General features: G+C 33.9%; 25 protein-coding genes. 17 read left to right on the forward strand and 8 right to left on the reverse strand.

Features of this window, described 5'->3' with window-relative positions; genetic code table 11:
• The 6 genes from OQ292_RS07945 (at position 1) to OQ292_RS07970 (ending at position 4593) form a co-directional block, all read left to right on the forward strand.
• Positions 1-222 carry a putative signal transducing protein gene (locus OQ292_RS07945; RefSeq protein WP_284685523.1) on the forward strand — a complete coding sequence of 74 codons (222 nt, stop codon included), beginning with the start codon at positions 1-3 and terminating at the stop codon, positions 220-222.
• Positions 203-1033 (forward strand): phosphatidate cytidylyltransferase, encoded by an 831-nt coding sequence (locus tag OQ292_RS07950; protein ID WP_284685524.1) that lies wholly within the window; start codon positions 203-205, stop codon positions 1031-1033. The genes OQ292_RS07945 and OQ292_RS07950 overlap by 20 nt, the downstream gene beginning before the upstream one ends.
• Positions 1034-1079: 46 nt before the next feature.
• Positions 1080-1562, forward strand: coding sequence for a GAF domain-containing protein (locus OQ292_RS07955; RefSeq protein WP_284685525.1), 483 nt, complete (start codon positions 1080-1082; stop codon positions 1560-1562).
• An 18-nt stretch (positions 1563-1580) separates the two neighbouring features.
• Positions 1581-2198 carry a ribosome biogenesis GTP-binding protein YihA/YsxC gene (gene yihA, locus OQ292_RS07960; protein WP_284685526.1) on the forward strand — a complete coding sequence of 206 codons (618 nt, stop codon included), beginning with the start codon at positions 1581-1583 and terminating at the stop codon, positions 2196-2198.
• A 74-nt stretch (positions 2199-2272) separates the two neighbouring features.
• Positions 2273-2767, forward strand: a complete 495-nt coding sequence (locus OQ292_RS07965) for a DUF5606 family protein (RefSeq protein ID WP_284685527.1) — start codon at positions 2273-2275, stop codon at positions 2765-2767.
• A gap of 41 nt (positions 2768-2808) precedes the next feature.
• Positions 2809-4593, forward strand: a complete 1785-nt coding sequence (locus OQ292_RS07970; protein ID WP_284685528.1) for a glycoside hydrolase family 15 protein — start codon at positions 2809-2811, stop codon at positions 4591-4593.
• A gap of 25 nt (positions 4594-4618) precedes the next feature.
• Here OQ292_RS07970 and OQ292_RS07975 read toward each other — a convergent pair whose 3' ends face one another.
• The gene (locus OQ292_RS07975) at positions 4619-5008 is read right to left on the reverse strand and encodes an ArsR/SmtB family transcription factor (protein WP_284685529.1); all 390 of its coding nucleotides are present in this window, start codon (positions 5006-5008) and stop codon (positions 4619-4621) included.
• A 130-nt stretch (positions 5009-5138) separates the two neighbouring features.
• Positions 5139-6128, reverse strand: coding sequence for a GTPase ObgE (gene obgE, locus OQ292_RS07980; RefSeq protein ID WP_284685530.1), 990 nt, complete (start codon positions 6126-6128; stop codon positions 5139-5141).
• A 61-nt stretch (positions 6129-6189) separates the two neighbouring features.
• Here obgE and OQ292_RS07985 point away from each other — a divergent pair, with 61 nt between their 5' ends.
• Positions 6190-6741 carry a DUF3575 domain-containing protein gene (locus tag OQ292_RS07985; protein ID WP_284685531.1) on the forward strand — a complete coding sequence of 184 codons (552 nt, stop codon included), beginning with the start codon at positions 6190-6192 and terminating at the stop codon, positions 6739-6741.
• A 141-nt stretch (positions 6742-6882) separates the two neighbouring features.
• The gene (locus tag OQ292_RS07990) at positions 6883-7887 is read left to right on the forward strand and encodes an IS701 family transposase (protein WP_284685532.1); all 1005 of its coding nucleotides are present in this window, start codon (positions 6883-6885) and stop codon (positions 7885-7887) included.
• Between the two features lie 9 nt (positions 7888-7896).
• Here OQ292_RS07990 and OQ292_RS07995 read toward each other — a convergent pair whose 3' ends face one another.
• Positions 7897-8469, reverse strand: coding sequence for an adenylate kinase (locus OQ292_RS07995; RefSeq protein ID WP_284685533.1), 573 nt, complete (start codon positions 8467-8469; stop codon positions 7897-7899).
• 156 nt (positions 8470-8625) lie between these two features.
• On the opposite strand from OQ292_RS07995, the gene OQ292_RS08000 reads away from it, so the two are divergent.
• From OQ292_RS08000 to OQ292_RS08010, 3 genes are all read left to right on the forward strand, one after another.
• Positions 8626-10638 carry a DUF3352 domain-containing protein gene (locus OQ292_RS08000; RefSeq protein ID WP_284685534.1) on the forward strand — a complete coding sequence of 671 codons (2013 nt, stop codon included), beginning with the start codon at positions 8626-8628 and terminating at the stop codon, positions 10636-10638.
• Positions 10639-10752: 114 nt separating this feature from the next.
• Entirely contained in the window at positions 10753-11463 is a 711-nt protein-coding gene (locus OQ292_RS08005) for an LOG family protein (protein WP_284685535.1), read from the forward strand.
• 3 nt (positions 11464-11466) lie between these two features.
• Positions 11467-12471 carry a lytic transglycosylase domain-containing protein gene (locus OQ292_RS08010; RefSeq protein WP_284685536.1) on the forward strand — a complete coding sequence of 335 codons (1005 nt, stop codon included), beginning with the start codon at positions 11467-11469 and terminating at the stop codon, positions 12469-12471.
• On the opposite strand, the gene OQ292_RS08015 is transcribed toward OQ292_RS08010, so the two are convergent.
• Both OQ292_RS08015 and OQ292_RS08020 read right to left on the reverse strand, forming a co-directional pair.
• Positions 12464-16708, reverse strand: coding sequence for a CHAT domain-containing protein (locus tag OQ292_RS08015; RefSeq protein WP_284685537.1), 4245 nt, complete (start codon positions 16706-16708; stop codon positions 12464-12466). The two genes, OQ292_RS08010 and OQ292_RS08015, sit on opposite strands and share 8 nt — an antisense overlap.
• A gap of 111 nt (positions 16709-16819) precedes the next feature.
• Positions 16820-17659 carry an SDR family oxidoreductase gene (locus OQ292_RS08020; protein ID WP_284685538.1) on the reverse strand — a complete coding sequence of 280 codons (840 nt, stop codon included), beginning with the start codon at positions 17657-17659 and terminating at the stop codon, positions 16820-16822.
• A gap of 156 nt (positions 17660-17815) precedes the next feature.
• Between OQ292_RS08020 and fabD the strand changes: the two genes are divergently transcribed.
• Positions 17816-18688, forward strand: a complete 873-nt coding sequence (gene fabD / locus OQ292_RS08025) for an ACP S-malonyltransferase (protein WP_284685539.1) — start codon at positions 17816-17818, stop codon at positions 18686-18688.
• 9 nt (positions 18689-18697) lie between these two features.
• Here the strand turns inward: fabD and OQ292_RS08030 are convergent, their stop codons facing one another.
• Together OQ292_RS08030 and OQ292_RS08035 are read right to left on the reverse strand one after the other, a co-directional pair.
• Entirely contained in the window at positions 18698-19423 is a 726-nt protein-coding gene (locus OQ292_RS08030; protein WP_284685540.1) for a LytR/AlgR family response regulator transcription factor, read from the reverse strand.
• Positions 19420-20397 (reverse strand): sensor histidine kinase, encoded by a 978-nt coding sequence (locus tag OQ292_RS08035; RefSeq protein ID WP_284685541.1) that lies wholly within the window; start codon positions 20395-20397, stop codon positions 19420-19422. The genes OQ292_RS08030 and OQ292_RS08035 overlap by 4 nt, the downstream gene beginning before the upstream one ends.
• On the opposite strand from OQ292_RS08035, the gene OQ292_RS08040 reads away from it, so the two are divergent.
• From OQ292_RS08040 to OQ292_RS08055, 4 genes are all read left to right on the forward strand, one after another.
• Positions 20396-20683, forward strand: coding sequence for a hypothetical protein (locus OQ292_RS08040; RefSeq protein WP_284685542.1), 288 nt, complete (start codon positions 20396-20398; stop codon positions 20681-20683). The genes OQ292_RS08035 and OQ292_RS08040 overlap by 2 nt on opposite strands.
• A 219-nt stretch (positions 20684-20902) precedes the next feature.
• Positions 20903-21412, forward strand: a complete 510-nt coding sequence (locus tag OQ292_RS08045) for a phosphoribosyltransferase family protein (RefSeq protein ID WP_284685543.1) — start codon at positions 20903-20905, stop codon at positions 21410-21412.
• A gap of 48 nt (positions 21413-21460) precedes the next feature.
• On the forward strand, positions 21461-22090 hold the full coding sequence (locus OQ292_RS08050; protein WP_284685544.1) for a cytochrome c oxidase subunit 3: 630 nt from the start codon (positions 21461-21463) through the stop codon (positions 22088-22090).
• 189 nt (positions 22091-22279) lie between these two features.
• On the forward strand, positions 22280-22678 hold the full coding sequence (locus OQ292_RS08055) for a response regulator (RefSeq protein ID WP_284685545.1): 399 nt from the start codon (positions 22280-22282) through the stop codon (positions 22676-22678).
• Between the two features lie 12 nt (positions 22679-22690).
• On the opposite strand, the gene OQ292_RS08060 is transcribed toward OQ292_RS08055, so the two are convergent.
• Positions 22691-24055, reverse strand: coding sequence for a glutamine synthetase family protein (locus OQ292_RS08060; RefSeq protein WP_284685546.1), 1365 nt, complete (start codon positions 24053-24055; stop codon positions 22691-22693).
• A 350-nt stretch (positions 24056-24405) separates the two neighbouring features.
• On the opposite strand from OQ292_RS08060, the gene OQ292_RS08065 reads away from it, so the two are divergent.
• Positions 24406-25410, forward strand: a complete 1005-nt coding sequence (locus tag OQ292_RS08065; RefSeq protein WP_431733761.1) for a Na/Pi symporter — start codon at positions 24406-24408, stop codon at positions 25408-25410.

The raw sequence follows: 25410 nt of genomic DNA on the forward strand, positions 1-25410 counted from the left end.
ATGGATAAATTAATGGAAAATTGGCAAAAAGTTTATAGCACTTCTGATGCGCTTCGAGCTGAAATTGTTAAATCAACCCTTGATGGGCACAATATAGCTGCTATAATTATAAATAAGAGGGATTCATCATACAACGATTTTGGCCTGAGAGAAATTTATGTAAGCCAAGAAAACCATGACACAGCACTTATTATCATTGAAAATGAGATCAGCTTTAAATAACTTATCTGAATTACGACAAAGAATTGTAGCAGCATTAGCAGGTGTAGCTATTATATTATCAGCCATTATATGGAGTGAATGGGGCTACTTTGCTATATTTTTCCTTATATGTATGTTTTCTATGCTGGAATTTTATAAGCTATTGGGCCTAGATGGCAATGTACCTCTTAAAACCTATGGTACAATGAATGGCCTACTCATGTTTACACTCACATTCTTAGTAGAAAAGCGAATAATTTCTGATAAATACTATTTACTTATATTTCTGGGGCTATCTGTGGTATATGTAATTATACTATATAGAAAAGCAGAGTTAAAACCCTTTGCTAGTATAGCCTTCACTTTTCTGGGAATTATATATGTAGGAACTCCTTTTGCCTTATTAAACATTACTGTTTTTGTGCATGATAAATACCATGCAGAAATAATAATTGGTTTACTATTTATTTTATGGGCAAGTGATACAGGAGCATACTTTGCTGGTAAAAACTTTGGTAAAACACCATTATTCCCACGGGTATCGCCTAAAAAAACATGGGAAGGTACTATAGGTGGAGGCCTCTTAGCATTCTCGATGGCAACTATTTTTGCCTATAATTTTAAATCTTTAGAAAGCTGGCAGTGGTTTTTTATAGCCTTTATTATGGTTGTAGCCGGTACTTATGGAGATTTAGTAGAATCTTTATTTAAAAGAAGCATTCAAATTAAAGACTCTGGGAACAGTATACCCGGACATGGTGGTTTTCTCGATAGGTTCGATGGATTATTAATTGCTTCACCAATCATTGTTGTATTTATTAATTTGTTTTAGCAATAAGTCCTTCACTTAAACCTGTAGAACTTTAATACAATTTCTCATGGCAGAAAACATTATTTTTACACAAAATGCTTCTAAAGAAACTATTTACAAGGAAATACTTCCACAATTAGAAGCGCTTATAAAATCAGAAACAGATTTAATTGCTAATCTGGCAAATGTGGCAGCAGTACTTAAATCGAGTTTAAACTTTTTTTGGGTTGGTTTTTATCTACTAAAAGAAGACCAATTGGTACTTGGTCCATTTCAAGGGCCGGTTGCATGCACTCGTATTGCACTTAATAAAGGAGTCTGTGGTGCCTCATTTTCACAAGCAAAAACAATTGTGGTAGAAGATGTAGATCAATTTCCAGGACACATTGCTTGCAGTAGCGATTCTAAATCTGAAATAGTTGTTCCAATTTTGAAAGATAACAAACCTGTTATGGTTCTTGACATAGATAGCAACCAAGTAGCAGATTTTGATCAAACCGATCAAAAATACCTAGAGCAACTGGCAAAAATTATTTCAAGTAGTTTATAAATATAAAATAAGTTTGAGATGGAAGTGAATGAGGCGGTATTTGTAAAAAGCAGTGCAAATGTAAAAGAATGTCCAGATGGCGTATTTCCAGAACATGCTTTTATTGGAAGATCTAATGTTGGGAAATCTTCTCTTATTAATGCACTTACAGATAGAAAAAAGCTAGCAAAAATTTCTGGTACTCCAGGAAAAACCAAACTAATTAATCATTTCCGAATTAATAATAATTGGTTTTTAGTCGATTTACCGGGATACGGTTGGGCAAAGGTGAGTAAAAAAGATAAAGCTGAATTTGAAAAACTTATTAGGTCTTACATCTTACAAAGAGAAAACCTTTTGAGTTTATATGTTTTAGTAGATATAAGACATAAAGCACAGCAAATAGACCTTGAGTTTATGCAATGGTTAGGTGAAAATAACATACCTTTTTGCATTGTTTTCACAAAAGCAGATAAGCTAAAACGAATTGGCGAAGTAGAAAAATCTTTCGAAAGATTTAAAGAAGAATTCTTAAAAGAATGGGAGGATATGCCAGAATATTTTATTACATCTTCTGTAAATAAAGCCGGATTAGACGAGTTGCTTTTATATATAAACAAAGTTAATAAACTATATTTCGAAAATAATCAAAGATAATACGATATAAAAAAGTTGTTTTTTAACTACTGATTTTATTTTTACGCACAAATTCTCAAAAACTAAAATACTTTATGACATTAAAAGATATTGTTGCTATTGCCGGTAAACCGGGACTTTATAAGATTTTAAAACTCACACGCAACGGGATGATCGTAGAAGCAATGGAGGGTAAGCCAGTAAAATTTGTCGTAAATGCCAGCCATCGCATTTCTGTATTAAAAGAAATATCTATTTACACACACACACAAGAGGAGTCTATTCCTTTAGGTGAAGTTTTTAATACTATAAAAGAAAAACAAGGTGAAAGCACAATTGATGTAGATATTAAAGATCAAGGTGCTTTACTAAGATTTTTAGAAGGTGTAGTGCCAGATTACGACCGCGACAAAGTTTATGCATCTGATGTAAAAAAACTTGTAAGCTGGTATAATACACTATTAGAAAAAGCTCCAGAAGTTTTTGAAGAAGAAAAAGCTTCGGAGGAAGATACAGAGAAAGAAGATAAACCAACAGAAACTTCTGAAGAGACTAAAGCTGAAAAGAAAGACGAAGAAGCTTCTAAGTAATTTTATTCTTAACTCACCTCCTTTGATAAAAACATCATTAAATGAATACACATAAATACAACCTCGGAATAATAGGAAACTGCGGTTACCTTGCACTTATTGATAAACTTGCAAATGTAAAATGGCTCTGTTGGCCAAAATTTGATAGTAGTTTTATATTCGGAGGCTTGCTAGATGATAACAAAGGAGGTGAATTTTCGGTAACACCTGTAGATGAGCAATTTGAGACAAACCAGTATTACATTGAAAATACCAATGTATTATGTACTGAATTTGAAGTAGGTGGTGGCGATAAATTTAGAGTAACCGATTTTGCTCCAAGGTTTTTCCAATATGAGAGATATTATAAACCTCTAATGTTGGTAAGAAAAATTGAACCTCTTAGTGGAACACCTCTTGTAAAAGTTGCTTGTAACCCTACTGGTGAATACGGTACCATGAAACCAGAAACATTAATGGGAAGCAATCACATTATGTATTTGGGATTAGAACAGCAAATAAGGCTTACTTCTAATATCCCTCTTAACTATATAATGGATAATGATTTCTTTGTACTTAATGAGCCAAAATATCTGGTTATTACTTATGGAATTCCATTAGAAGCCCCTCTGGTAGATACAGCAGAAGATTTCTTAAGAAAAACGGTAAAATACTGGAGAGACTGGGTAACTACCACCAGTATTGGTAGGTTTTACCAAGACAGAATAATTAGGTCTGCACTTGTATTAAAAATTCATCAATATGAAGATACAGGAGCAATAGCAGCGGCCGCAACAACAAGTTTACCTGAAGCCCCTAATAGTACCCGAAACTGGGATTACCGATATTGTTGGATGCGAGATACCTATTATATCCTCACAGCCTTTAATAACATTGGTCACTTTGAGGAAATGAAAAACTACTTCAACTTTATAGAAAATGTGACTAAAAGTGAAGATGACCGTTTTCAGCCTCTTTATAAAATACATGGTTCTAAAACCATAGAAGAAAGAATTGTAGATCTTGAAGGATACTTAGGAAATAAGCCTGTAAGAGTCGGAAACGCCGCTTATACACACATACAGAATGATGTATATGGTCAGGTACTTGTTTCTTTGCTTCCATTGTACAATGACAAGCGCTTTATTACTACTGGTAAGGTATTTTCACAAAGACTGGTAGAACATTGTCTTCAAAAAATTGAAGATACCATGAATGAACCTGATGCAGGTTTATGGGAATTTAGAAATAAAGCTCAATTGCACTGTTATACTTTCCTTTTCCATTGGGCTGGAAGCGCTGCAGCTTACCAAATTGCAGGTTTCTTTAAAGATGAGAAAATGGCTAAAAGAGCATTAGCCCTTAAAAAAGAAGCTTCTAACCGAATAGAAGCATGTTATGATAAGCAAAATAGAGTTTATACTCAGGCTGCAGGCACCAAACACCTTGATGCCAGTTGCCTACAGCTTATCACAATGAATTATCTCGATCCTTCTTCTGAGGCAGCTAAAGTTCATTTGGCTCATATGGAAAAAGAGCTCAGAAGTACTGATGGTCTCTTTTTCAGATATAAGCATCAAGATGACTTTGGAGAGCCTGAGTCTACCTTCCTTATTTGTGCTTATTGGTATATAGAAGCACTTGCTTGTGTAGGAAGAGTAGACGAAGCTATCAAAATCTTTGAAAGACTTAATAAATATTCAAATCACCTTGGCCTTCTTAGTGAAGATGTTGATGCAAAAACAGGTAGTCAGTGGGGTAATTTCCCTCAAGCGTATAGTCATGTGGGCCAAGTGAATGCAGCGTATAGAATTGAGAAAAAACTGGATATGCCTAACTTTTATTAAAAAAGTTGTTTCAGAACTAAATTAATTAGTTCTGAGGCATCCATTTTCTACTATGCAATTTACAAACTGCTAACTCTCTATTATTATAGAGTGTATTGTAGTGCTTTAAATCTTTTAAGAGGCTCTGATCTTTATCAAGATATTTGTAAATCATCTCAACAAAATCGGAGACTTCTTCTTTTACCGAATAGTATGTCCATTGGTCAACCTTTCTGGCATCAACCAGACCAGCATTTTTCAAATAAATGAGGTGTCTTGAAGTCTTTGTTTGTGTAAAGTCCAATACCAGCTCAATATCTGATATACACATTTCTTTATTTTTAAAGAGCAAATGAACAATTCTTATCCTTGATTCATCGCTGAACGCCTTTAAAAACTGTGTACCTAATTGTAAGTTAAAGTGTTTGAGTTTCATTATTTACTGTGAAGATGCATGTTCGCAAATACTGTGTTTGCATATAACCGTTTTGGCAAATAAATAAATAATCTTAACATTTCCAAATATTTAGGGATTTATATGCCGAAATTCTGCGAAATTTCGCTCATTATTTTTGCAACAATACCCACAGTTTATCTTTCATTTCATCTATGCCCAATTGAGCAACTGATGATATAAAAACACAATCAACATTATTAGGTAATTCTTCTTTTATTAAAGCTTTTAATTCTTCATCAATCAAGTCACTTTTAGTTATTGCTAAAAGCCTTTCCTTATCCAACAACTCTGGGTTATATTTTTCTAATTCTTTAAGAAGAATGTTAAACTCTTTAGCTATTTCGGCAGTATCTGCAGGTACCATAAAAAGCAATACAGAATTACGCTCAATATGCCTTAAAAACCTTATACCCAAACCTTTACCTTCTGCAGCCCCTTCAATAATTCCTGGGATATCAGCCATTACAAAAGACTTCATATCTCGATATGCTACTACACCCAAATTAGGAACTAGCGTAGTAAAAGCATAATCTGCAATTTTAGGTTTAGCTTCAGAAATAACAGATAGTAAAGTAGATTTTCCTGCATTTGGAAAGCCAACAAGCCCGACATCAGCCAATAACTTAAGCTCTAAGACAATGGCAGTTTCTATACCCGGCACTCCTGGTTGGGCATATCTTGGAGCTTGGTTTGTAGCCGTTTTAAAATGTATATTCCCCAAACCTCCTTTACCGCCTTCAAGCATTATTTTTTCTTCACCTTCTTCGGTAATTTCTAAGATTCTTTCTCCGGTTTCAGCATCTTTAGCTACCGTTCCTAATGGCACTTCTAGAATAATATCTTCTCCTTGTGATCCGGAACTACCAGCACCACCACCATTTTCTCCACTATCGGCAAAGATGTGTTTTCGGTATTTAAGATGAAGTAAAGTCCACATATTTCTATTCCCTCTTAATATGATATGGCCACCTCTACCACCGTCTCCACCATCGGGGCCACCTTTTGGTACGTGCTTTTCTCTTCTAAAATGTACCGCTCCACTACCTCCTGACCCCGATCTAAAATAAATTTTTACGTAATCAATAAAATTTTCTGCCATATTTCGTTTACTTATCTAATTTATAAAACCCTAAAAATAATTTTTATCAAAATTTTATTTTATGAAAAACTACCGTTTCTACTTTTTCATTTTCTTCGCTTTATTGTTTACAAAGAATGTGTTTGCACAAGCTCCACAAAATGTAATAAAGCTGAACATTTTTAGCCCAATAGTACGCACATTATCAGTATCTTACGAAAGAGCATTAAGTGCTGACAACAGTTTCCAAGTAAATGTACTTTACACTGGTTATTCTATTGATGACACAAAGTTAAGAGGTTTTGGTATTACTCCAGAATATCGCTTCTATCTTTCTGAGTCTAAAGATGCTCCAGCAGGATTTTATATTGGTCCATTTTTACGTTACCAAAATCTAAACTTAGAAATTGAAGGCACTACTGATGAGGCTACATTATCAACTTTTGGCGGTGGTGTACTAATTGGTGGACAATGGTTATTTAAAGATAAAATATCACTAGATACTTTTATAGGCCCCTCATATAATGCAGGAAGCGTTAATGTAAAAGACGGTGCAGATGAAGATACTTTCAGTACAGGTATTTTCTCTGGATTCGGAGTTAGATTTGGCGTTACTGTAGGTTACGCATTCTAAATAAAATAGCCTGAGCTAGCATTCAGCTAACTCAGGCTGTTATATTTTTTAATCTCTTATATTTAGGACTTACGCAATATTAAATTTCTCTAGTAAAAATGCTCAAGATTTGAGAGATTGTTTTTTTTAATACTAATTTATATGGATAAATCTCTGTACATATCATATCTTCTCCATACTCACGGGAATTATAACTGTACCCACATGGCAGCCCATTCTATGGATGTCAGTCATGACCAAGTCACGCGTTTTCTAGCCCATTCTAAATTTACCTCTTCCGACCTGTGGGATATTGTCAAGGGCCATCTCCAAGATAGCCCAGACTCATTTATCCTTGTCGATGACAGTGTTCAGGCAAAGAGGTATTCCCGGTATATAGAATTGGCCAAAAGGCAGTACTCAGGCAATGAGCATGGCCTAGTCAATGGGATCAATCTGGTAAACATGGTACACAGCAATGGCATTGATGGGGATTACTATCCTATCGATTACCGAATCTACCACCCAGAAACGGATAAGAAGACCAAGAATGACCATTTCCAGGAGATGTTCACCCGAATGACCATGCGTAAAGACCTGAAAGCCAAAAAGATACTTTTTGACAGCTGGTATGCTTCCATGGACAACCTTAAGCTTGTGCACAGAAGCGGCTGGACATTCTTCACTACCCTGAAGAGCAACCGCCAAGTCAGCCTATCCAGAGACACAGGGATGCAGGCTGTGGGCACAGTCGAGCTTTCCGGTAGGCAACTGCTGGAAGGCGTACAGGTCAAACTCAAAAAATACCCTTACCCCGTCAAATTATTCAAGATAGTCTCCCTAAACGGGGACATTGAATGGGTGATCACAAATGATCTATCGGACAGGATGAATGTATTTGAGGCCGAAAACGAATCCCAGATCAGATGGCAGATTGAGCAGTTCCACAGGGAATACAAACAGCTTACAGGCTCTGAGAAGTGCCAATGCCGAAAGGCAATCTCCCAGAGGAACCATCTAGCTTGCTGCTACCAGGCTTGGATAGGGCTGAAACTCCTTGCAAAACAGTTGAAAACAACACTCTATCAAATCAAAGTACTTCCGTTCAGCAACTATCTTAAACAGATTCTTGCTAATCCTATTATCATTTTTAACTTAAATGCGTAAGTCCTAATATTATAAGCTCTGTATCGTTTCAGATAAATTAGTAAAAATCTCTTCTACACTACCAATTCCTTTCACTGAAACAAACTTACCCTGCTCTTTGTAATAACCTGCTACAGGCGCAGTCTTGTTTTCATACTCATGCACTCTAGTTCTTATCAACCCTTCGTTCTGATCGTCTGGTCTGCCTGAAGTTTTACCTCTCTCTAATAACCTTGTAACCAACTCTTCTTCAGATACTTCTAGTGCAATCATTCCAGAAATTGCCATGTCATTTTCTTCCATCAGACTATCTAGTGCTTCAGCTTGTTTAACAGTTCTTGGAAAACCGTCAAAAATAAAACCTTCGGCATCTTTGTTGTCTTTTAGTTTATGGTCGATCATGCCAATTACTACCTCATCTGGAACCAGTTTACCTGCATCCATCAATTTTTTTGCTTCAAGGCCTAATTCTGTACCTGCTGCAATCTCGGAACGTAATAAATCTCCAGTTGAAAGGTGTACAAGATTGTACTTTTCCTTAATTTTCATACTCTGGGTTCCTTTTCCGGCACCTGGAGGGCCAAATAGTACGATATTGATCATTTTATTTTTTTATTTTATAGAATGTGTGTTCACCTGTAGTAATGATCTTGAAATCAAATATAGAGCATAACATTTCTAATTTCAAACTAATTATTTTTTTGTTAAAAAGGTTATAATCACAACATAATTAAACCAAATAATTCAAGTACACCTAGTATGAATAAGAAATTCACGATTTGGACAGTGATTCTACTCATTGTCGGAGGAATTATTTATCTATCCATCTATTTCTTTTTTAGTCCTTCTCATAATCTTCAGGGCATTTATCTTGTACCTAAAGATGCAATATACATCATAGAAACTGATGAGCCTGTAGAAAGCTGGTTAAGCATAAAATCAAGTAAAATCTGGACCCATCTCCAAGGCAATCAATTTTTTGCTTCTCTCACAGAAAGCATTAATAGCCTAGATACTCTTATTCAGGAAAACAAAATGTTGATCTCAATTTTAGGATCAAGGGAAGTATACATATCTGCTCATATGACCAAGAGTAATGACTATGACTTTCTGTATATTGTTGACTTACAGCGAGTATCTAAACTGAGTCCATTAAAAACCTATATTGAATCGCTCACATCAGAAGGTTTTAAAACAACTTTTAGAGAGTTTGAAGAACAGGAGATAATAGAACTAACCGATTTAGAAACTAGAGAAACACTCTACATGTCTTTTCTTAATAATCAATTGGTGATTTCATATACACATACGCTGGTTGAAGCCTCAATAAGAGAAATGAATGAACCAATAATCGGACGTGATCTTCAATTTTTAGATGTAAGTAAAAAAGTAGATTATAGTGATATGTTCAGGCTTTACATCAACTATAATTATCTAGATGATTATTTGAGTATATACTCAGAGGATGAAGAAAATTATGGTAAGTATCTAAGTGAAGTCTTAAGATATTCTGCATTAAGTGTAGAAACATCAGATGATGACAAAATATCTATGGAAGGTTTTACCAGTATAAATAATAATGAGAGTTCTTATGTAAAAGCCTTATTAGAATCTGGCAAAGGCAGTCTAGATATATTAAATGTAGCTCCAATAAGAACTGGTTTTTACCTAGGTATTGGTTTCGATAACTTTAGAGATTTTATAGAAAACCTCGAAAACGTATATAAAAAGGAAAAAGCAGACTACAATGAGTACATGCAAAACATGGATAGAGTAGAACGTTTTCTTGATATTGATTTGCAAAAAAACTTTTTCGATTGGATAGATGATGAACTGGCTTTCATTCAAACTCAACCAGGAAAACTTGGTAAAGACAATGAATTTCTGGTGGTTTTAAAAGCAAAAGATGGCGATGATGCAACTAAAAATCTTGACTTTATAAGCGATCAAATCAGAAAAAAAACACCTGTGAAATTCCGTAAGTTAGATTATGGAGGTTATCAAATTAAGTATCTTTCTGTAAAAGGTTTGTTTAAACTTGTTTTAGGGAAACTGTTTTCTAAGCTAGAAAAACCATATTATACAGTAATAGATGAATATGTAATTTTTAGCAATCACCCTCAAACTATAAAAAGTATTATTGATGACTATAATACTAAAAACACACTTTCTAACAGCGAAAGCTTTAATAAATTTCTAAAAAACTTTGATAGTAAATCTAATGTATTTGCCTACATACAAACACCTGTAATGTTTGAAAACCTAAAAAGCATGGTAAACCCAGAAACATGGACAGACATTAGAGAAAATAAAGATTACATCAATTGTTTTTCTGATGTAGGCTTTCAAATTAGTAATGATGGCAATTTATTTTCTTCAAAATTCTTTGTACAATTTCAAGACCTTTCAGAAGTAAGAGCGCTAGAAGAAGAATTGGCTGCTACTGTTAAACCATTCGATATAAACGAGCTAGACTCTATTATGCAGCTCACATTACTAGACAAAGACGATGAACTTATAATAGAAGAAATAAGTCCTGACGATCTGGATGCTAAAAAGTATCAGGAGTTTTTTGATAATGGCAATTTAAAAATCGAAGTAGCTCTAAAAAATGGATTGAAACATGGCACTTACAGAGAGTATTTTGAAAAAGGAAATATAAAAATTAAGGGAAAATACAAAAATGATATGATGGATGGCACTTGGAAAATTTACGATGAAAAGGGGAATGTAATGGAAAGGAAACGATATAGAAATGGAAAAGAATCGTAATCAAACGTAACCTTTCAAACAAAATGCTCGTAAATAATAGGCTGCCTTAGATTAAACTACCTACCAATATCTGGTAGGGTTTAAATTTTTTATAAATACAAAAACCAAGTCATTGTGAGTGAAGAAGAAAACAAAATAAGAAAAGCCTTTGCGAGAAAGGATTGGAGCGAAATTAAAAGTGCAAACTCTTGGGTTATTTTTAAAGTAATGTCAGAGTTTGTAGAGGGGTTCGAAAAACTTGAAAGAATAGGGCCTTGTGTGTCCGTATTTGGCTCAGCTCGTGCAACATCAGATAGCAAAGTGTATAAAATGGCTGAAGAAATAGCCGCAAAGTTAGTAAGACATGGTTATGGAGTAATTACCGGTGGAGGCCCCGGCGTAATGGAAGCTGGAAATAAAGGAGCAAACACTGAAGGTGGAAAATCAGTTGGTTTAAATATAGAACTTCCATTTGAACAAGGAGGTAATATTTATATTGACCAAGATAAACTCATCAACTTCGATTATTTCTTTGTAAGAAAAGTGATGTTTGTAAAATACTCTCAGGGTTTTATTGGAATGCCTGGTGGCTTTGGAACATTAGATGAAATATTCGAAGCTATAACATTAATCCAAACCAGAAAAATTGGCAAATTCCCAATAGTATTAGTTGGAAAAGAATACTGGTCAGGTTTATTAGGTTGGATTAAAGAAACTGTACTCGGTAAATATCAATACATCAATCCGGTAGATCTGGAATTATTTAGTATTGTAGATACTGCAGACGAAGCCATTAAAGTAATCGATGATTTTTACTCGAAATATTTACTTTCACCAAATTTTTAATGTTTGAAACGAATTCAATACATCATATTATTATCGCTTTTCTTAGGTGTAATTCTTTATAATTTAATAGAGAAAGATTACATCTCGTCGCTAAGAAATAACCTGGATAAGGATGCAAAGTATGCTTCAGAGAGAAGTAATGCTTTTTTCCCTTCTCCTGTGTTCTATTGTGAAGAAGAAATTCCTTTAACAGAACCTGATGTACTTGAAAGATTTAACAAAGAACTAAATCTGTACCTAAAATACAGGTCTAACACTAAGTTACTTTTTAGAAGAGCAGAAAGATGGCTACCTCAAATTGAAAAAGTACTGGAACGACAGGGTCTTCCGACTGATTTAAAGTACCTAGTTGTAGTAGAAAGTGCATTTACCAATGTTACCTCAAGACGCGGCGCTGCTGGATTTTGGCAAATAAGAGCAATTACGGGTCGAACGTTAGGCCTTAAAATAAATGCAGAAGTTGATGAAAGACTAGAGCCTATAAGGGCAACTTCAGCCGCTGCAAGATACTTTAAACTGGCATATAAAAACTTTAATAACTGGACAATGGCTGCAGCTTCTTATAACATGGGTATTAGTGGTCTCGAAAGGCAAATTAAAAAGCAAAAACCAGAAACTTTTTACGATCTCAAGCTTAATAAAGAAACTTATAGATATGTCTTTAAAGCCATTGCATTTAAAGAGATTTATGAAAATCAGGCTAAATACGAATTTGCTCCACAACTTGCCCAAAGCCCTGATGATGATTTAAAAAGTTTCGATCTAGATCAATCTATTGAGGATTTAAGTGAATTTGCCAAGATTCACTTTACCCATGCAGATAGTATAAGAAAATATAATCCATGGATTGTGGGTAATAAAATTCTATTAGATAGAAATCAAGAAATAACATTGTATTTTCCAGAAATAAAAGCAGACAGTATTCAACTTTCAGCAACAGAATTAAATACCGATGATGATACAGAACAGGCTGGGATATTATCAGATCCAGATACTCAGACTAAATAGAACCAATCATTACGAATGCCCCCCAGAAAATAGGATCATCAAACTTTTCTCTCAATTCTCTTTTAGCTTCTCTAAAAGCAGTTCGCTTATCCATCTTTTTATATAACCAGTTTCTATAAAAATTAACCATTAACTCCTGAGTAGCTTCATCAGACACTTTGAATAAGCTCATGATTAATGATTTTGTGCCCGCTACTAGAAAAGCTCTTTGCAGACCATATACACCCTCACCTACTTTATTTTCTCCTCTACCTGTTTCGCAAGCACTTAAAACTACTAATTCAGTTCCATCTAAACTCAAGTTCATTGCTTCATAAGCAGTTAATACTCCGGGCTCTTTATTAAATGCATATACATTGCCCGATGCCATTAAATCTCCAGCATTACTCAGTAATAAGCCTGATCTTAAAAGTGGGTTATTTACCACTTCCTCGCCAATTTTACCACTTGCCTTATTTTCTTCGTCTGGCATAAAAAAGCCGTGTGTAGCAATATGAAATATTTTCGGATTCTTAAGCTCCTTTACTTCTTCTTCAGTAGCTTTTAGGTTAACAAAACTCACCGTTTTGTTTGCTGCTTCTGACTGTAACAATGAATCCAATTTGGCAATTTCATGTTGGGTACCTGGTAACTGAGAAATTTGTCTATCGTTGTACAGATTATATTCAGTTTCTTTTAAATCTTTATAGAATACTGGGTTTCCAAATAAAGCAATTTCAGTTGTACTATCACCACTATTATCTTCCTTTCGGTTTAGCAAATCACTAGTACTACTTATCAAAATCAAATTATTATGATCTAGTACAAAATTGCCATCTGGATGCCTCATAGCTTCCATGTTAATCTGGTTAAAAACACCATCTGCAGAAAGGTAAATTTTAGTACTTTCAGGTAATTTATCGTGTATTGGTTTCCAATAATAATTATATGAGTTTTCGTCTTCAATATTATATATAATACAATACCTATAGTATCTTAAATAATTAGATTCCAGCAAGTTACCTTTTGGCAAAATAACTAGTTCAGGTTTTTTCTTACCCGATTTCAAAATCATAGCGGCATAGACCACAGAATCTGAAAATGTTTTATCAAAATGTCTGTATCTAATAATTTCTATAGCAGCTTCACCTTTTTCTAAAGATTTTTGAACGTCTTTCCAATCGCGATCTTCATGGTGAGATGACTCATTAAAAATAGCTGACTTACTCCCTAGTTCCTTTTCAATTTCTTCAATTTCTTTTTCGAGGTCTTTCGGGTCAATATCTGCTTCTTTCAGCTGATCATTACCCATCGCAAGTACTTTGGTTAGTGTTTCTTTTTTCTGTGTCCAATCGTTATACTGGCTAATGAGCACACTATCTTTACTATTCATTATTTGATTTCTCACTTTAATAGAAGAGCTCAGTAAAAGTGATTTAGTACCCATTGTATTATTGAGCACCTCACCAATTAGCTTTTTATTTTTGTTTTTAGCTACTCTGGCTAATGCCATGTTGTTAAAAAACTCAAAATCAGTTCTGATTTTATTCCAAAACCTAGCTTTCTCTCTATCAGATAGTGCAGGAAAAAATTCATTGATGTACGTTGTGTAATTACCTAAAACTTCTTTGGTAAATTTTTTAGATTTTTTAAACTTATCCATCATATAAAAACTCCTACCCATTCTGGCAGTAGCCTGTACATATTCCGGATGTTCTTTATTAAATATTTTTTTAAATACTTTTCTGGATTTATTGTAGTAGTCATTTGCAAGCTCAAACTCTCCTTTCTTCAATTGTACGTCACCCATCAATAATTCTATTTCTGCACTGTTGGTATTAACTGTTGTCTGCAAACGATCTATCCATATTTTATTCGATGCATCTAAGTTCTTTATTGCTTCATCCAGTTTATCGCTTTCTGTCTGAATTAATGCCAAATTTTTTAGTGCCTCAGCATAAATCGGATTATCTTTTCCTAAATTTTGCTCGATGGTTGAAAGAGATTTCTCCATAAGTATTTCAACTTCGTCAAAGTCTGCACCGCTATACAACTTTGTAAGTGCAAGATATGAGTATGAATTTGCTAACTCAATATGATCTTCTCCAAAAACCTTCTTTTCTATACTTATAGCATGTTTTATTAATGATTCTGCCCCTTCGTAATCTCCAATTGCATTATCAATTTCTGCATGTATAACAAGACTCTCAACTACTTGCATCGAACTATCACCGAATATTTGTTCAGCAATTTTTTGAGCTTTATTTACAAAAGTTTCCGCATCAACATAATCACCTTGTATGTGAGCAAGTCTTGCTAATTGATTATATGGCTTAATTAAAAACCTTGTTGAGTCGCCATATCTATGTTCTCGCACCTCAGTTGCCTCTATTAGCATATCTTCAGCCTGTCTAAATCGCTCCGTTTTTAGATATAAATAAGCTAACTCATCTACAGTGGAAGAATTTGTTCTGGCATTAACCGTCTTGTCATAAAATCTCTGTGAGCGAGCTAATAAACCTTCTGCTTCATCAAACAAGCCCATTAATGCAAAGTATCTTGCTGCCGTCTCAAGTGCCTGTGAGTACTCAAATGAATGAAGTTTTTTATCGAAATTATTTTTAAAAATGCCGAGTACATCTTCAATCTTTTTATCGGCTTCATTAAACTCTCCCATAGAAAGCTCAAGATTAATTAGCCTATCCATAGAAGCAGCATAATTTATATGTTCTTCTCCAAACTTGTTCTTTTTAATGTCAACAATCTGATTGTAAAGTTGGCGAGCTCGGGTGTAATCACCCATAATTTCATGATACTCAGCAAACTGTCCCAAGAAGTAAGTATAATCAATATGTTGAGGTACTATACGCTTTGATATTACTCCGTAAAAACTTGATTTTAAAAGTGTATCTGCCGTCTCAAACTGATTAGTAAAATTCATGTAATAATCAGCCAACTCCATATCTGTATAATAAATCTGCAAAGCTGAATCTCCATAAATTTTCTGTTGAGCTGCTTTCAATTCATACAAATAAACTTTTGCTTCATTATAAGCTTCTCTGGCAAGCGACACATCATAAAGTTGATGTAACAAGTTAACCCTTTCTTTATGATTTAGAGGAACTTTCTGCTCACTGTTATAGAGTTCTATTAATAATTCGTGAGCTACTTTAAAATTTTTATTATAATATTCTTTTTTGGCATCTATCCTCCTCGAAATTGCATGTTTCGCATTTGCCTTTCCATAATATTTTGATGTATTGGTTCTTATCTCCCACTGCTCAAGCTTACTTTTCCCATCGTAGGTGGCTATATAATGATCTATTAAAGTCTCCTGTATATCCATGTACAATGTATGTACAAGACTTAATTTCTTATCTGCCAAGAAAAGATTCTTCTCTAACTTCTTTCTGATTTCTTTTGGATTATCTTCTCGAGCAATCATCAACTTGCATATGCCATGTTGATTTTGAATGAAAGCAGGGTCTTTAGTACTTAACTGCATTCTAATCCATATATCAGCATCTTCGTATAACCTTGCTGCTAATTCGTAATCACCAATCTCTCTTTGAACATCAGCTTCCATTATTAACACTTCTGCATATTCTCTCTTTCTCCTTCTAACTTGAAAAGCATCCAATTTTCTTTCTTCAACCTTAAGTGAAGCCTCATTAAAATAAGATTCTTTACTTACTATTCGCTTAAGTTTAATCTCTTTTAATGCTGGCAAAACTTTGTTGGTCTGCTCAAAAAGTCCTTTTTGAAATAATATTTTAGCTTCTGCTTCTAAGATGGAGGCTTTAAAATAAGAATCAGTAATTACGTTGTTACCATCTTTTTCAGATTCTAACTCATGAATAATGTCTTTGGCAAATGTTAGATAGCTTTCTGCTGTAATTATATCAGAATAATAGATATACAAAAGCGAAGCATCTAATATGGCTTTGGCATACAACAAAGTGTGCTCTCCTTTATATGCCTTTTTCTTTAGTACTTCTGTGAGTATTGCCTCAAAATCACCATACTCGCCTAAGGCAATTAAATATTTTAAAGACTGCATTTGAGCCTTTACAATTGCCAACCCTTTCCTGTTTCTATGGAGATAATCAACTGTACGCTGTGTTTTATCTAGTGCTTTTTTGTAGCTACCTTCATCAAAATAGCGTTCAGCGATTTCTAGAGCATGCTCATATTTTTGTGAGAAAGCCGAAAAAGTAGAACAGAAAAAAAATATATATAAAAAAATCAGACGCATCATTAAGTGTTTTCCACAATTCTTGAACAGGTAAATTGTGTTAACCAATAACGCAACTGATTAAAAATTCTTGAAAAACATCTTGAAATAAAAGCAGTATTTATTCGCAATTACTTAGTTTAACCCAGTCATTTTCTCACTTATCTGCCATAAGCGTTTACAATATTCATCATTTAGTGCATTTTTGATGGGCTTTATAGATTTCTTTTTTTTGAAATAATGGCCATTTAGCTTTCTTACTTCGTCATTAGTTGCCAAAAAAACAGAGGTCTCTGCACCCTCTTTATTAGAAATCATAAATGGTGATACCATTCTGAATAAAACACCTAAAACACCAGACATTTCTGTAGCAAAGTTAGATGCAACCACTCCCGGATGCAAACTATAACTGGTAACAGAAGTTCCTTTAAGTCGTTTTGCTAGCTCTCTGGCAAACATTACATTACACAATTTAGAAGAACAATAGGCTTTCATGTTGCCATAGCCTTTTTCCATTTGTAGGTTGTTTTCATCAAAAACTGCATATCTATGCGCTTCTGATGACACTGTAATTACTTTAGCATTTTCTGTAGATTTCAAAACATCTATGAGCAAATTGGTAAGTAAAAAAGCACCCAAATGATTCACTCCAAAAGTTTGCTCGAAACCGTCTTTTGTTTTGCCATACGATGCAGCAATAAACCCAGCATTGTTAATTAATACATCAAGTTTATCATATTTTGCTTTAAATTCTTTAGCTGCGTTTTGAATACTTTGTTGAAAAGCAAGATCACATATAATTAGTCCTACATTATGTTTTGAAACATTGCTTATTTCTGCTCTTGCAGCTTCGGCCTTTTCTTTATTCCGGCACATTATTACAATTTCGAAGCCTTTTTTAGCCAATTGGATGGCAGTTTCTTTTCCTATTCCTGAGTTTGCTCCGGTAATTAAGCATCTAGTGTTGAGTTCCATATCATCTATTTATCTTCTCAAAAGTCATATTTTATTAAAAACATAAGGTTTTATCCTTGTAAATTCAGTTCTATACTATCAATAAAACAGGTGTTTTTATATCTTGTTAATAAGCTTGCTATATTTGTGACCGAATTTTCACTAAAAGCCTTATTTATGAAAGCTTATGTATTTCCCGGACAGGGAGCTCAATTTGTAGGGATGGGTAGAGACCTGTTCGATAGTTCTGATAAAGCAAAATCTTATTTCGATAAAGCCAATGAAATACTCGGTTTCAGTATTACCAATGTAATGTTTGAAGGTGCTGCCGAAGACTTAAAGCAAACCAAGGTAACTCAGCCTGCTGTTTTTCTTCATTCTGTAATTTTGGCATTAACTTCAGAAGGCTTTGCACCTGAAATGGTAGCGGGTCACTCTTTAGGTGAATTTTCAGCTTTAGTAGCGGCAAAAGCATTAAGTTTTGAAGATGCATTAAAATTGGTTTCGCAAAGAGCTACTGCAATGCAAAAAGCTTGTGAATTAAAACCATCTACAATGGCTGCCATTCTTGGCCTTGAAGATAATATTGTAGAAGAAGTTTGCGACAAAATTGAAGAAGTAGTAGTTGCTGCTAATTATAACTGCCCAGGTCAATTAGTAATTTCAGGCTCTATAGAAGGTGTAAATAAAGCATGTGAAGCTTTAAAAGAAGCCGGTGCAAAACGTGCAATGGTATTACCAGTTGGTGGAGCATTCCATTCGCCATTAATGGAACCTGCTAGAGAAGAATTAGCTGCCGCAATCGAAAACACAACATTCTCAGCTCCTATTTGCCCTATCTACCAAAACGTAGATGCAAAACCTTATACTGATGCAGAGCAAATAAAAGCTAACCTTATTAGCCAACTTACTTCTCCGGTAAGATGGACACAATCTGTACAACATATGATTGCTGATGGAGCAACTTCGTTTACTGAGTCTGGCCCAGGAAAGGTATTACAAGGTTTGGTAAAGAAAATTGACAGATCTATGGAAGTAAGCAGTATTTAAGCTGTTTTTTTAAAAGTCTTCCCCAAAAATCTTTTTAATAACTTCCTGTCGGTAGGTTTTACCGATGGGAATTTTTTTATCTCCAATCTCCAACAAATTGCCTTCTAGTGCTCTTACTTTATTTACTGCTATAATATAAGATTTGTGCACTCTCATAAATTGAGTAGATGGCAACAGTATTTCTAGTTTCTTTAAAGATTCAAGCGCAATTATTCTTTGATCGTTGGTATAGAAAGAAACATATTCTTTGAGCCCTTCTATGTACTTGATATCATCAAAAGGAATTTTATAAATTTTATGATCTGCTTTTACATTGATATACTTCTTCTCTTCGTGCATGCTTATTTCGCCTGCATTTTTTAAAGCTTGCAAACTCAAATCTATTACACGTTTGGCTTTATCTACAGCTTGTATAAACCTCTCCAAAGAAAAGGGCTTAAGTAAGTAATCTGTTACATCTAATTGATAACCTTCTACAGCGTATTCAGAATAAGCGGTAGTTAAAATTACTACTGGTTTTTGTGGCAAAACACGCAGTAATTCTATACCAGTTAGTTCAGGCATTTGTATATCTAGAAACAAAATATCAATTGTTTCTTCTTCTAGTATTTCAATCGCTTTTACAGGGTCTTTTGTACTTGCTAATAACTCCAGACCATCTACTTGGCTTATATACTTTTCGAGCAGTGTTATAGCCAAAGCTTCATCATCAACTACTAAACATTTTAAACTCATACAATGCTGATATTTAATTGCACAAAAAATTCTTTTTCTCTCTTTTCTACTATCAGTTTATGATCTTTATGGTAAAGTAGTTCTAATCTTCTTTTTACATTTTCTAGCCCAATACCACCTACTTTATCTTTTGAAAAATCTTTTTCAGGCAGACTGTTTTTTACTATAAATTCAATGTCTTTATCATGCACATTCAATAAAATATCAATCCAGCCTTTTTCAGAATTTTCTATGTAACTATGTTTAAAGCTATTTTCTATAAATGGAATAAATAACATTGGCTCAAGCATTAAAGAGCTATTATTAATCTTGAAAGACACATTAATGTTATCTGGATTATCTAACCTAATTTTTTGAATGGCAATGTAATTCTCTATATAAGTAACCTCTTTCGATACAGATACTTTGTCTGCATCACACTCATAAATTAAATAGCGCAACATATTAGAAAGCCTCAGAATTACTTCTGGCGCATCGTCAGACTTAATATAAGCCAGTGTATACGCACTATTTAGTGAGTTAAATAAGAAGTGAGGATTAATTTGAGATTTGAGAAATTTCATTTCTGCATTAAGTTTCTCATTCTTAAACTCGGTCGCTTCTTTTTCTCTATCAAAAGCCATTTGAGCCATACCTACGGCAGTACTCATCAGAATTATAGCTAGCGAAAGCATGCCATTAAAAATGTTTCTGCTTTGCCTTATCATTCTAATAAAAAAATCTGGTCCAGGACGATTTCTCATTCGTTGCCTTTGCTGAGAAAGCTTTCTTCTTTGAGTATCTGCAATTTTATTATCGTCTCTTAATTTCTCAAGCGAATCTCGCAAAGCCTGTCTTTCTTTATTTCTGTTTCTTCTACCAGTTTCCTCATTTTGTGGTGGAGTAGGTACAGGATCGATTAAACCAGAAATAAAAACACTACTTGCGATAAGTAACAAACAAATAATTACATAGCTGAAATATTTCTTTTTCATGAAAAAAAGAGGCAGCAACACGAGTAAATTGAGATACGCGATAGATGCTTCGATAGTGGTTACCATCAAACTTCTCAATATAGCCTCTTCTGTTTCGTACCTTGCTGACCAGAAAAATGTAAACAAGGCAAAAAAACCAAACCAAAATACCAGATGGCTTATCGTTTTTTTATTGTTAAATATTATTGATGACATACACAGTAACTTACAGAATAAACATACAGGAATCTTTCAGTATCGCCAAAACATTTCAACCTATGCTGCATTATTCTCAACCATCGACTAAATTTTCTACATACTGAAAGTTTTTTTCTATTCTCATCTAAATTCTACTAATTTTATATTCGCGAATTAAAAACATGAGTATTACTGAAAGGTAAATTTTTAGATACAATTTTTTTTTTTACATATGCATACTGAAAATAAGGCAGCTATGTAATTTTTCTCGGAGTGTTGAAATACACAAAACGGAAAATCAATAAATTACCAAAATATTTATCGCAAAATGATAAGTGAAAACAATCTTATACTCGACCACCAGCAAACGCTTAATAAAATAAAAAGAATTGCTTACGAAGTGTATGAGCAAAACTTTGAAGAAGAAGAAATCATATTTGCTGGCATTCACGATACAGGTTATGTATTTGCGGAATTGCTATCAATCGAGTTTGATAAAATTGCTCCAATAAAAAGCAAGCTAATAAAATTAGTGTTAGATAAAGTATCGCCAACCCAAAGCGATGTCGAGATTAGTGAAAATGGAATTGATTTTACCAACAAGGTAATTATTATTGCTGATGATGTTTTAAGTACCGGAAAAACCATAGCTTATAGCTTAAGACCTTTTCTTAAAATACCAGTAAAAAAAATACAGGTAGCTGTAATTGTAGACAGAAACCTAAAGTCGTTTCCAGTAGAAGCCAACTTTGTAGGCTATGAGTTATCCACTACTGTTAACCAACATATTGAAGTAGTACTTAACAAAGACAGACCGCTCGGAATTTATCTTTTATAAAGAGTAAACTTTTTGCTGCGAGAGACAATTTATTAGTATAAAAATGCTATGAACGCACCAGAAAAAAACGATAATAATAAAAATACTTCTTTGCTTAATAAGATAGAGAATACGCATTCTAGTCTTATTATTACTTACCTATTAATTGGAAGTATTTTTTTCATTTTTTTCGTTCTGGTTACCGCATTTTTTCTATTAACTATTAATAAAAATATTGCCCTCAATTATACCTTCCCAAGTTCTTTTATTCTTAGTACTCTCATTCTTTTATTAAGCAGCATTACAGTTTATAAGAGCATCGAGTACTTTAATGAAGAAAAGTCTCACCTCTTAAGAAGATCGCTAGAGCTCACTTTTATACTTGGTTTAGTATTCTGTGCACTGCAAATCTCTGCTTGGCAAGAACTTCAGCAAAGTAACATTTTTCTCAAGGGAGAGCCCTCTGGCTCATTTATTTATTTAATTTCAGGATTACATGCACTCCATGTAATTGGTGGCTTAGGATTCCTTTTAAGGATCTATTTAATAGCTTATCGTGTAACCAAAGACCCTGTTTACTCCCTCATTACTTTTACCAATCCATATGAGAAAATACGTCTAAAAATGTTTTCTATTTACTGGCACTTTATGGATTTGCTTTGGCTCATGATTTTTTCAATAATTTTATTCACTTTTTGATATTTATCGACAAAAATTAGCCATTAGTAGAAAAGTTTAGTTAACACAACTAAGATTTATAATTAAATCCACAGTTTTTGTTAATAATATTTAATGCCTATTGAATTATTCTTTAAATTTAACTGACCTTGAAAAATGCAATAAAGTACTAGCAAAGTTCTATTCCCATTTAAATCCAATTAAGATCAAATGAGAAATAATCGTAAAGCCATAATTGCTGAATTAAGATCAATCGAAGCTACTCACCTAAAATTAATGTTGAAAAGAAAAGGCTGGGACTCAGACGTGGTCAACAACAGTATAGATTTACTTAACAAAGTTGCTAGTGGTAATTATGAACTCGTTCTTTTAAGTAACAATTTGCTTGATGAACCTGCGGAGGAAATTGCCCAAGAAATCAGAAATATCGAAAAAGATAATAACATTCGAATTCCAATAATTGCCATTACTAGTTACTCTATCGAAGCAGAAAAAAGAAAGCTAATAAAAGCTGGAGCTGACTATTGCCTTACAAAACCTGTTTACAATCAAAATTTGAGCGATGTAATTATCGGGCTCACAGAACAGGATAATTACTCGCTTGCTTAAGTTGAAAGGGAATTAAATAATTTCAAAATATCTTCTTAATTCCCAATCAGTAACTTCTTGGGCAAATTGCCTGTATTCCCATTCTCTGGTTCTTACAAAGTGATCTGTAAAAGCTTCTCCGAATAATTTTACCGACAAGTCGGAATTCTTCATTCTTTCAGTAGCTTCTTTCAGAGATCCAGGCAAAACCCCATTTTTTGTTTCTTCATAGCCATTGCCTCTAGTTGGGGCAATTTCGAGCTTAAGTTTATTTTCGATACCGAATAGTCCGGCAGCCATACAAGCAGCCATAGCCAAATAAGGATTCACATCAGATCCACAAATTCTGGTTTCTAGTCGGGTGGCTTTTTTAGAGCCGGGTAATGCCCTAAGTGCAGTAGTTCTATTATCTACACCCCAAGTAATGGTAGTTGGTGCCCATGCGCCTTCTACAAGTCTTTTAAAACTATTAATGGTAGGTGCTATCATTGGTAAAATATCTGGTAAACAAAATAATTGACCAGCAATGTATTGCTGCATCAGTTCACTTATGTTGTTTTCCGCTTTTTCGTCATAGAACAAGTTGTGCTCTTTAGACTCGTCCCATAAGCTTTGATGTACATGCCCGCTACATCCTGGTAACTCTTTGTTCCATTTAGCCATAAATGTGGCTATAATACCATGTTTATAGGCTATTTCTTTTACCGCTGTTTTAAAAAGCACAGCTCTGTCGGCAGATTCTAAGGCATCTCCATAAGTAATTGCAGCTTCAAACACACCCGGACCAGTTTCGGTATGGAGACCTTCTAGTGGTACTTCAAACTTTTCTAATAAATCAAATAGATCGTTAAAAAATGCACTTCCATAAGTGGATCGAAGAATTGAATAGCCAAACATACCCGGTGTTATCGGATTTATCCCACTAAATCCTTTTTCGTCTAAACTTTGTGGTGTCTCTTTAAAATTAAACCATTCAAACTCTTGAGAGAAAACAGGCTTATAACCCATATCCTCTGATTTTTTTATAATTTTTTTAAGTAGTGTTCTTGGGCAAACATCTAAGCCTTCATTATCCTTGTTTCTAAAATCAGCTAGAAAAAATGGTATATCATTATCCCAAGGTACTTTTCTAAAGGTAGCTGGATCTACTATAGCTACCGCATCGGGGTAACCTGTATGCCAGCCAGTATATTTTCCATTGTCGTAAGCAACATCTACTGCATCCCAACCAAATACTACATCACAAAAACCAAAATTGCTATCTAATACATTTAGGAACTTGTCTTTATGCATTACCTTACCTCTCAGTACTCCGTCAATATCACAAATAGCTACCTTAACTTTGTTAAGTGGTGAGTTCTTAATTGTTTCTATGATTGATTCTTTAGTTTTATTCATAATTGCTGAGATGAACAGTAAAAAGTTTTCTTTAATATGTTAAATTTAATCTAAAAATTAGGATATAATTTTAAGCAGAAAAATTTAGAATTTCAGCTTTATTCAGGATAAATAAGGCAGAAACTATGTATTGGTTATTTATTAATTATCAGCAACTTAACAAATAATTAAACTACGAAAATTTAATTAAATGCTAAAGCTCGCTAGCTTTGCAAGCTTAAACCAATGAAAGCAGACATTAACTTAAGGTGTTGACATTAACTCGGCGGAAAATAGACATAATAAATTATAGTAAAAGACTTCTAAGGTTTGCTGCGATTTTCTTAGCATTCTTTCTGTCTTTGAATCTTATGAGCAATGCATTTAGTTTGCTTAGCCAAGACGTTGTTAAGCAAATTATAATTGCTACCTCAAATCCTTTTGTAGGCTTCTTTATTGGAATATTAACCACAGCGATAATCCAAAGTAGCTCTACTGTTACTTCACTTGTAGTAGCAATAGTAGCTGCTGGCACAATCTCTTTGGATAGCGCTATTCCAATAGTAATGGGAGCAAATATTGGTACAACAGTTACAAGCACTATTGTATCCCTGGGATATATTTCAAAGAAAAAAGAATTTAAGAAAGCACTCGCTGCTGCTGCTTTGCACGACTTCTTTAATATATTTACTGTTATAATACTGTTACCTTTACAGTATTTCACAGGGTTTCTTTCGTATGTGAGCAAAAAAGTCTCACTCCTTTTTTACATTTTCAATTTAGAACAGAGTAATTTCTTTTCATATAATTTAAAACCGGTTAGCACATACATTTATCATTTGTTTGGTAATAATCCTTTTCTGGTTTTAGGCTTGGCTTTTTTCCTTCTATTTTACTCAATCAGGTCTTTTACCAATGTCATCAAAGACATTCTCATTGGAGACTCTCGCAGAAAAATGAATGAGTTTATCTTTGGTAGTCCATTAAAAGCCTTGGGTATGGGAACATTATTTACTGCTGCATTACAATCTAGCTCGGTAACAACCTCTTTTATAGTACCTCTTGCAGCTACTAATAAAATTACATTAAAACAGGCTTTCCCATTTATTATGGGTGCCAATGTAGGTACAACTGTAACTGCATTAATTGCAGCTTTCTCTACTTCTGAAACGGCGGTAAACCTAGCTGTATCTCATTTAGTATTTAATCTAATAGGTGTTTTAATGTTATATCCTATTAAAAGTGTAAGGTATATTCCGGTTTATTTGGCTAAAAAAATGGGTGTATATACCATTAAAAACTGGGCTATAGGCTTTAGCTACCTCATTCTTACTTTCTTCCTTATTCCTTTTCTGCTAATTCTTATTTTTAAATAA

This window comes from Chondrinema litorale (assembly GCF_026250525.1).
GTDB lineage: Bacteria > Bacteroidota > Bacteroidia > Cytophagales > Flammeovirgaceae > Chondrinema > Chondrinema litorale.

What these genes read in the sequence shown, in the direction of transcription:
- OQ292_RS07945 (WP_284685523.1), top strand. Translation starts at nt 1, where the DNA reads ATGGATAAATTAATGGAAAATTGGCAAAAAGTTTATAGCACTTCTGAT.
- OQ292_RS07950 (WP_284685524.1), top strand. Translation starts at nt 203, where the DNA reads ATGAGATCAGCTTTAAATAACTTATCTGAATTACGACAAAGAATTGTA.
- OQ292_RS07955 (WP_284685525.1), top strand. Translation starts at nt 1,080, where the DNA reads ATGGCAGAAAACATTATTTTTACACAAAATGCTTCTAAAGAAACTATT.
- yihA (WP_284685526.1), top strand. Translation starts at nt 1,581, where the DNA reads ATGGAAGTGAATGAGGCGGTATTTGTAAAAAGCAGTGCAAATGTAAAA.
- OQ292_RS07965 (WP_284685527.1), top strand. Translation starts at nt 2,273, where the DNA reads ATGACATTAAAAGATATTGTTGCTATTGCCGGTAAACCGGGACTTTAT.
- OQ292_RS07970 (WP_284685528.1), top strand. Translation starts at nt 2,809, where the DNA reads ATGAATACACATAAATACAACCTCGGAATAATAGGAAACTGCGGTTAC.
- OQ292_RS07975 (WP_284685529.1), bottom strand. Translation starts at nt 5,008, where the DNA reads ATGAAACTCAAACACTTTAACTTACAATTAGGTACACAGTTTTTAAAG.
- obgE (WP_284685530.1), bottom strand. Translation starts at nt 6,128, where the DNA reads ATGGCAGAAAATTTTATTGATTACGTAAAAATTTATTTTAGATCGGGG.
- OQ292_RS07985 (WP_284685531.1), top strand. Translation starts at nt 6,190, where the DNA reads ATGAAAAACTACCGTTTCTACTTTTTCATTTTCTTCGCTTTATTGTTT.
- OQ292_RS07990 (WP_284685532.1), top strand. Translation starts at nt 6,883, where the DNA reads ATGGATAAATCTCTGTACATATCATATCTTCTCCATACTCACGGGAAT.
- OQ292_RS07995 (WP_284685533.1), bottom strand. Translation starts at nt 8,469, where the DNA reads ATGATCAATATCGTACTATTTGGCCCTCCAGGTGCCGGAAAAGGAACC.
- OQ292_RS08000 (WP_284685534.1), top strand. Translation starts at nt 8,626, where the DNA reads ATGAATAAGAAATTCACGATTTGGACAGTGATTCTACTCATTGTCGGA.
- OQ292_RS08015 (WP_284685537.1), bottom strand. Translation starts at nt 16,708, where the DNA reads ATGATGCGTCTGATTTTTTTATATATATTTTTTTTCTGTTCTACTTTT.
- OQ292_RS08020 (WP_284685538.1), bottom strand. Translation starts at nt 17,659, where the DNA reads ATGGAACTCAACACTAGATGCTTAATTACCGGAGCAAACTCAGGAATA.
- fabD (WP_284685539.1), top strand. Translation starts at nt 17,816, where the DNA reads ATGAAAGCTTATGTATTTCCCGGACAGGGAGCTCAATTTGTAGGGATG.
- OQ292_RS08030 (WP_284685540.1), bottom strand. Translation starts at nt 19,423, where the DNA reads ATGAGTTTAAAATGTTTAGTAGTTGATGATGAAGCTTTGGCTATAACA.
- OQ292_RS08040 (WP_284685542.1), top strand. Translation starts at nt 20,396, where the DNA reads ATGAAAAAAAGAGGCAGCAACACGAGTAAATTGAGATACGCGATAGAT.
- OQ292_RS08035 (WP_284685541.1), bottom strand. Translation starts at nt 20,397, where the DNA reads ATGAAAAAGAAATATTTCAGCTATGTAATTATTTGTTTGTTACTTATC.
- OQ292_RS08045 (WP_284685543.1), top strand. Translation starts at nt 20,903, where the DNA reads ATGATAAGTGAAAACAATCTTATACTCGACCACCAGCAAACGCTTAAT.
- OQ292_RS08050 (WP_284685544.1), top strand. Translation starts at nt 21,461, where the DNA reads ATGAACGCACCAGAAAAAAACGATAATAATAAAAATACTTCTTTGCTT.
- OQ292_RS08055 (WP_284685545.1), top strand. Translation starts at nt 22,280, where the DNA reads ATGAGAAATAATCGTAAAGCCATAATTGCTGAATTAAGATCAATCGAA.
- OQ292_RS08060 (WP_284685546.1), bottom strand. Translation starts at nt 24,055, where the DNA reads ATGAATAAAACTAAAGAATCAATCATAGAAACAATTAAGAACTCACCA.
- OQ292_RS08065 (WP_431733761.1), top strand. Translation starts at nt 24,406, where the DNA reads ATGAGCAATGCATTTAGTTTGCTTAGCCAAGACGTTGTTAAGCAAATT.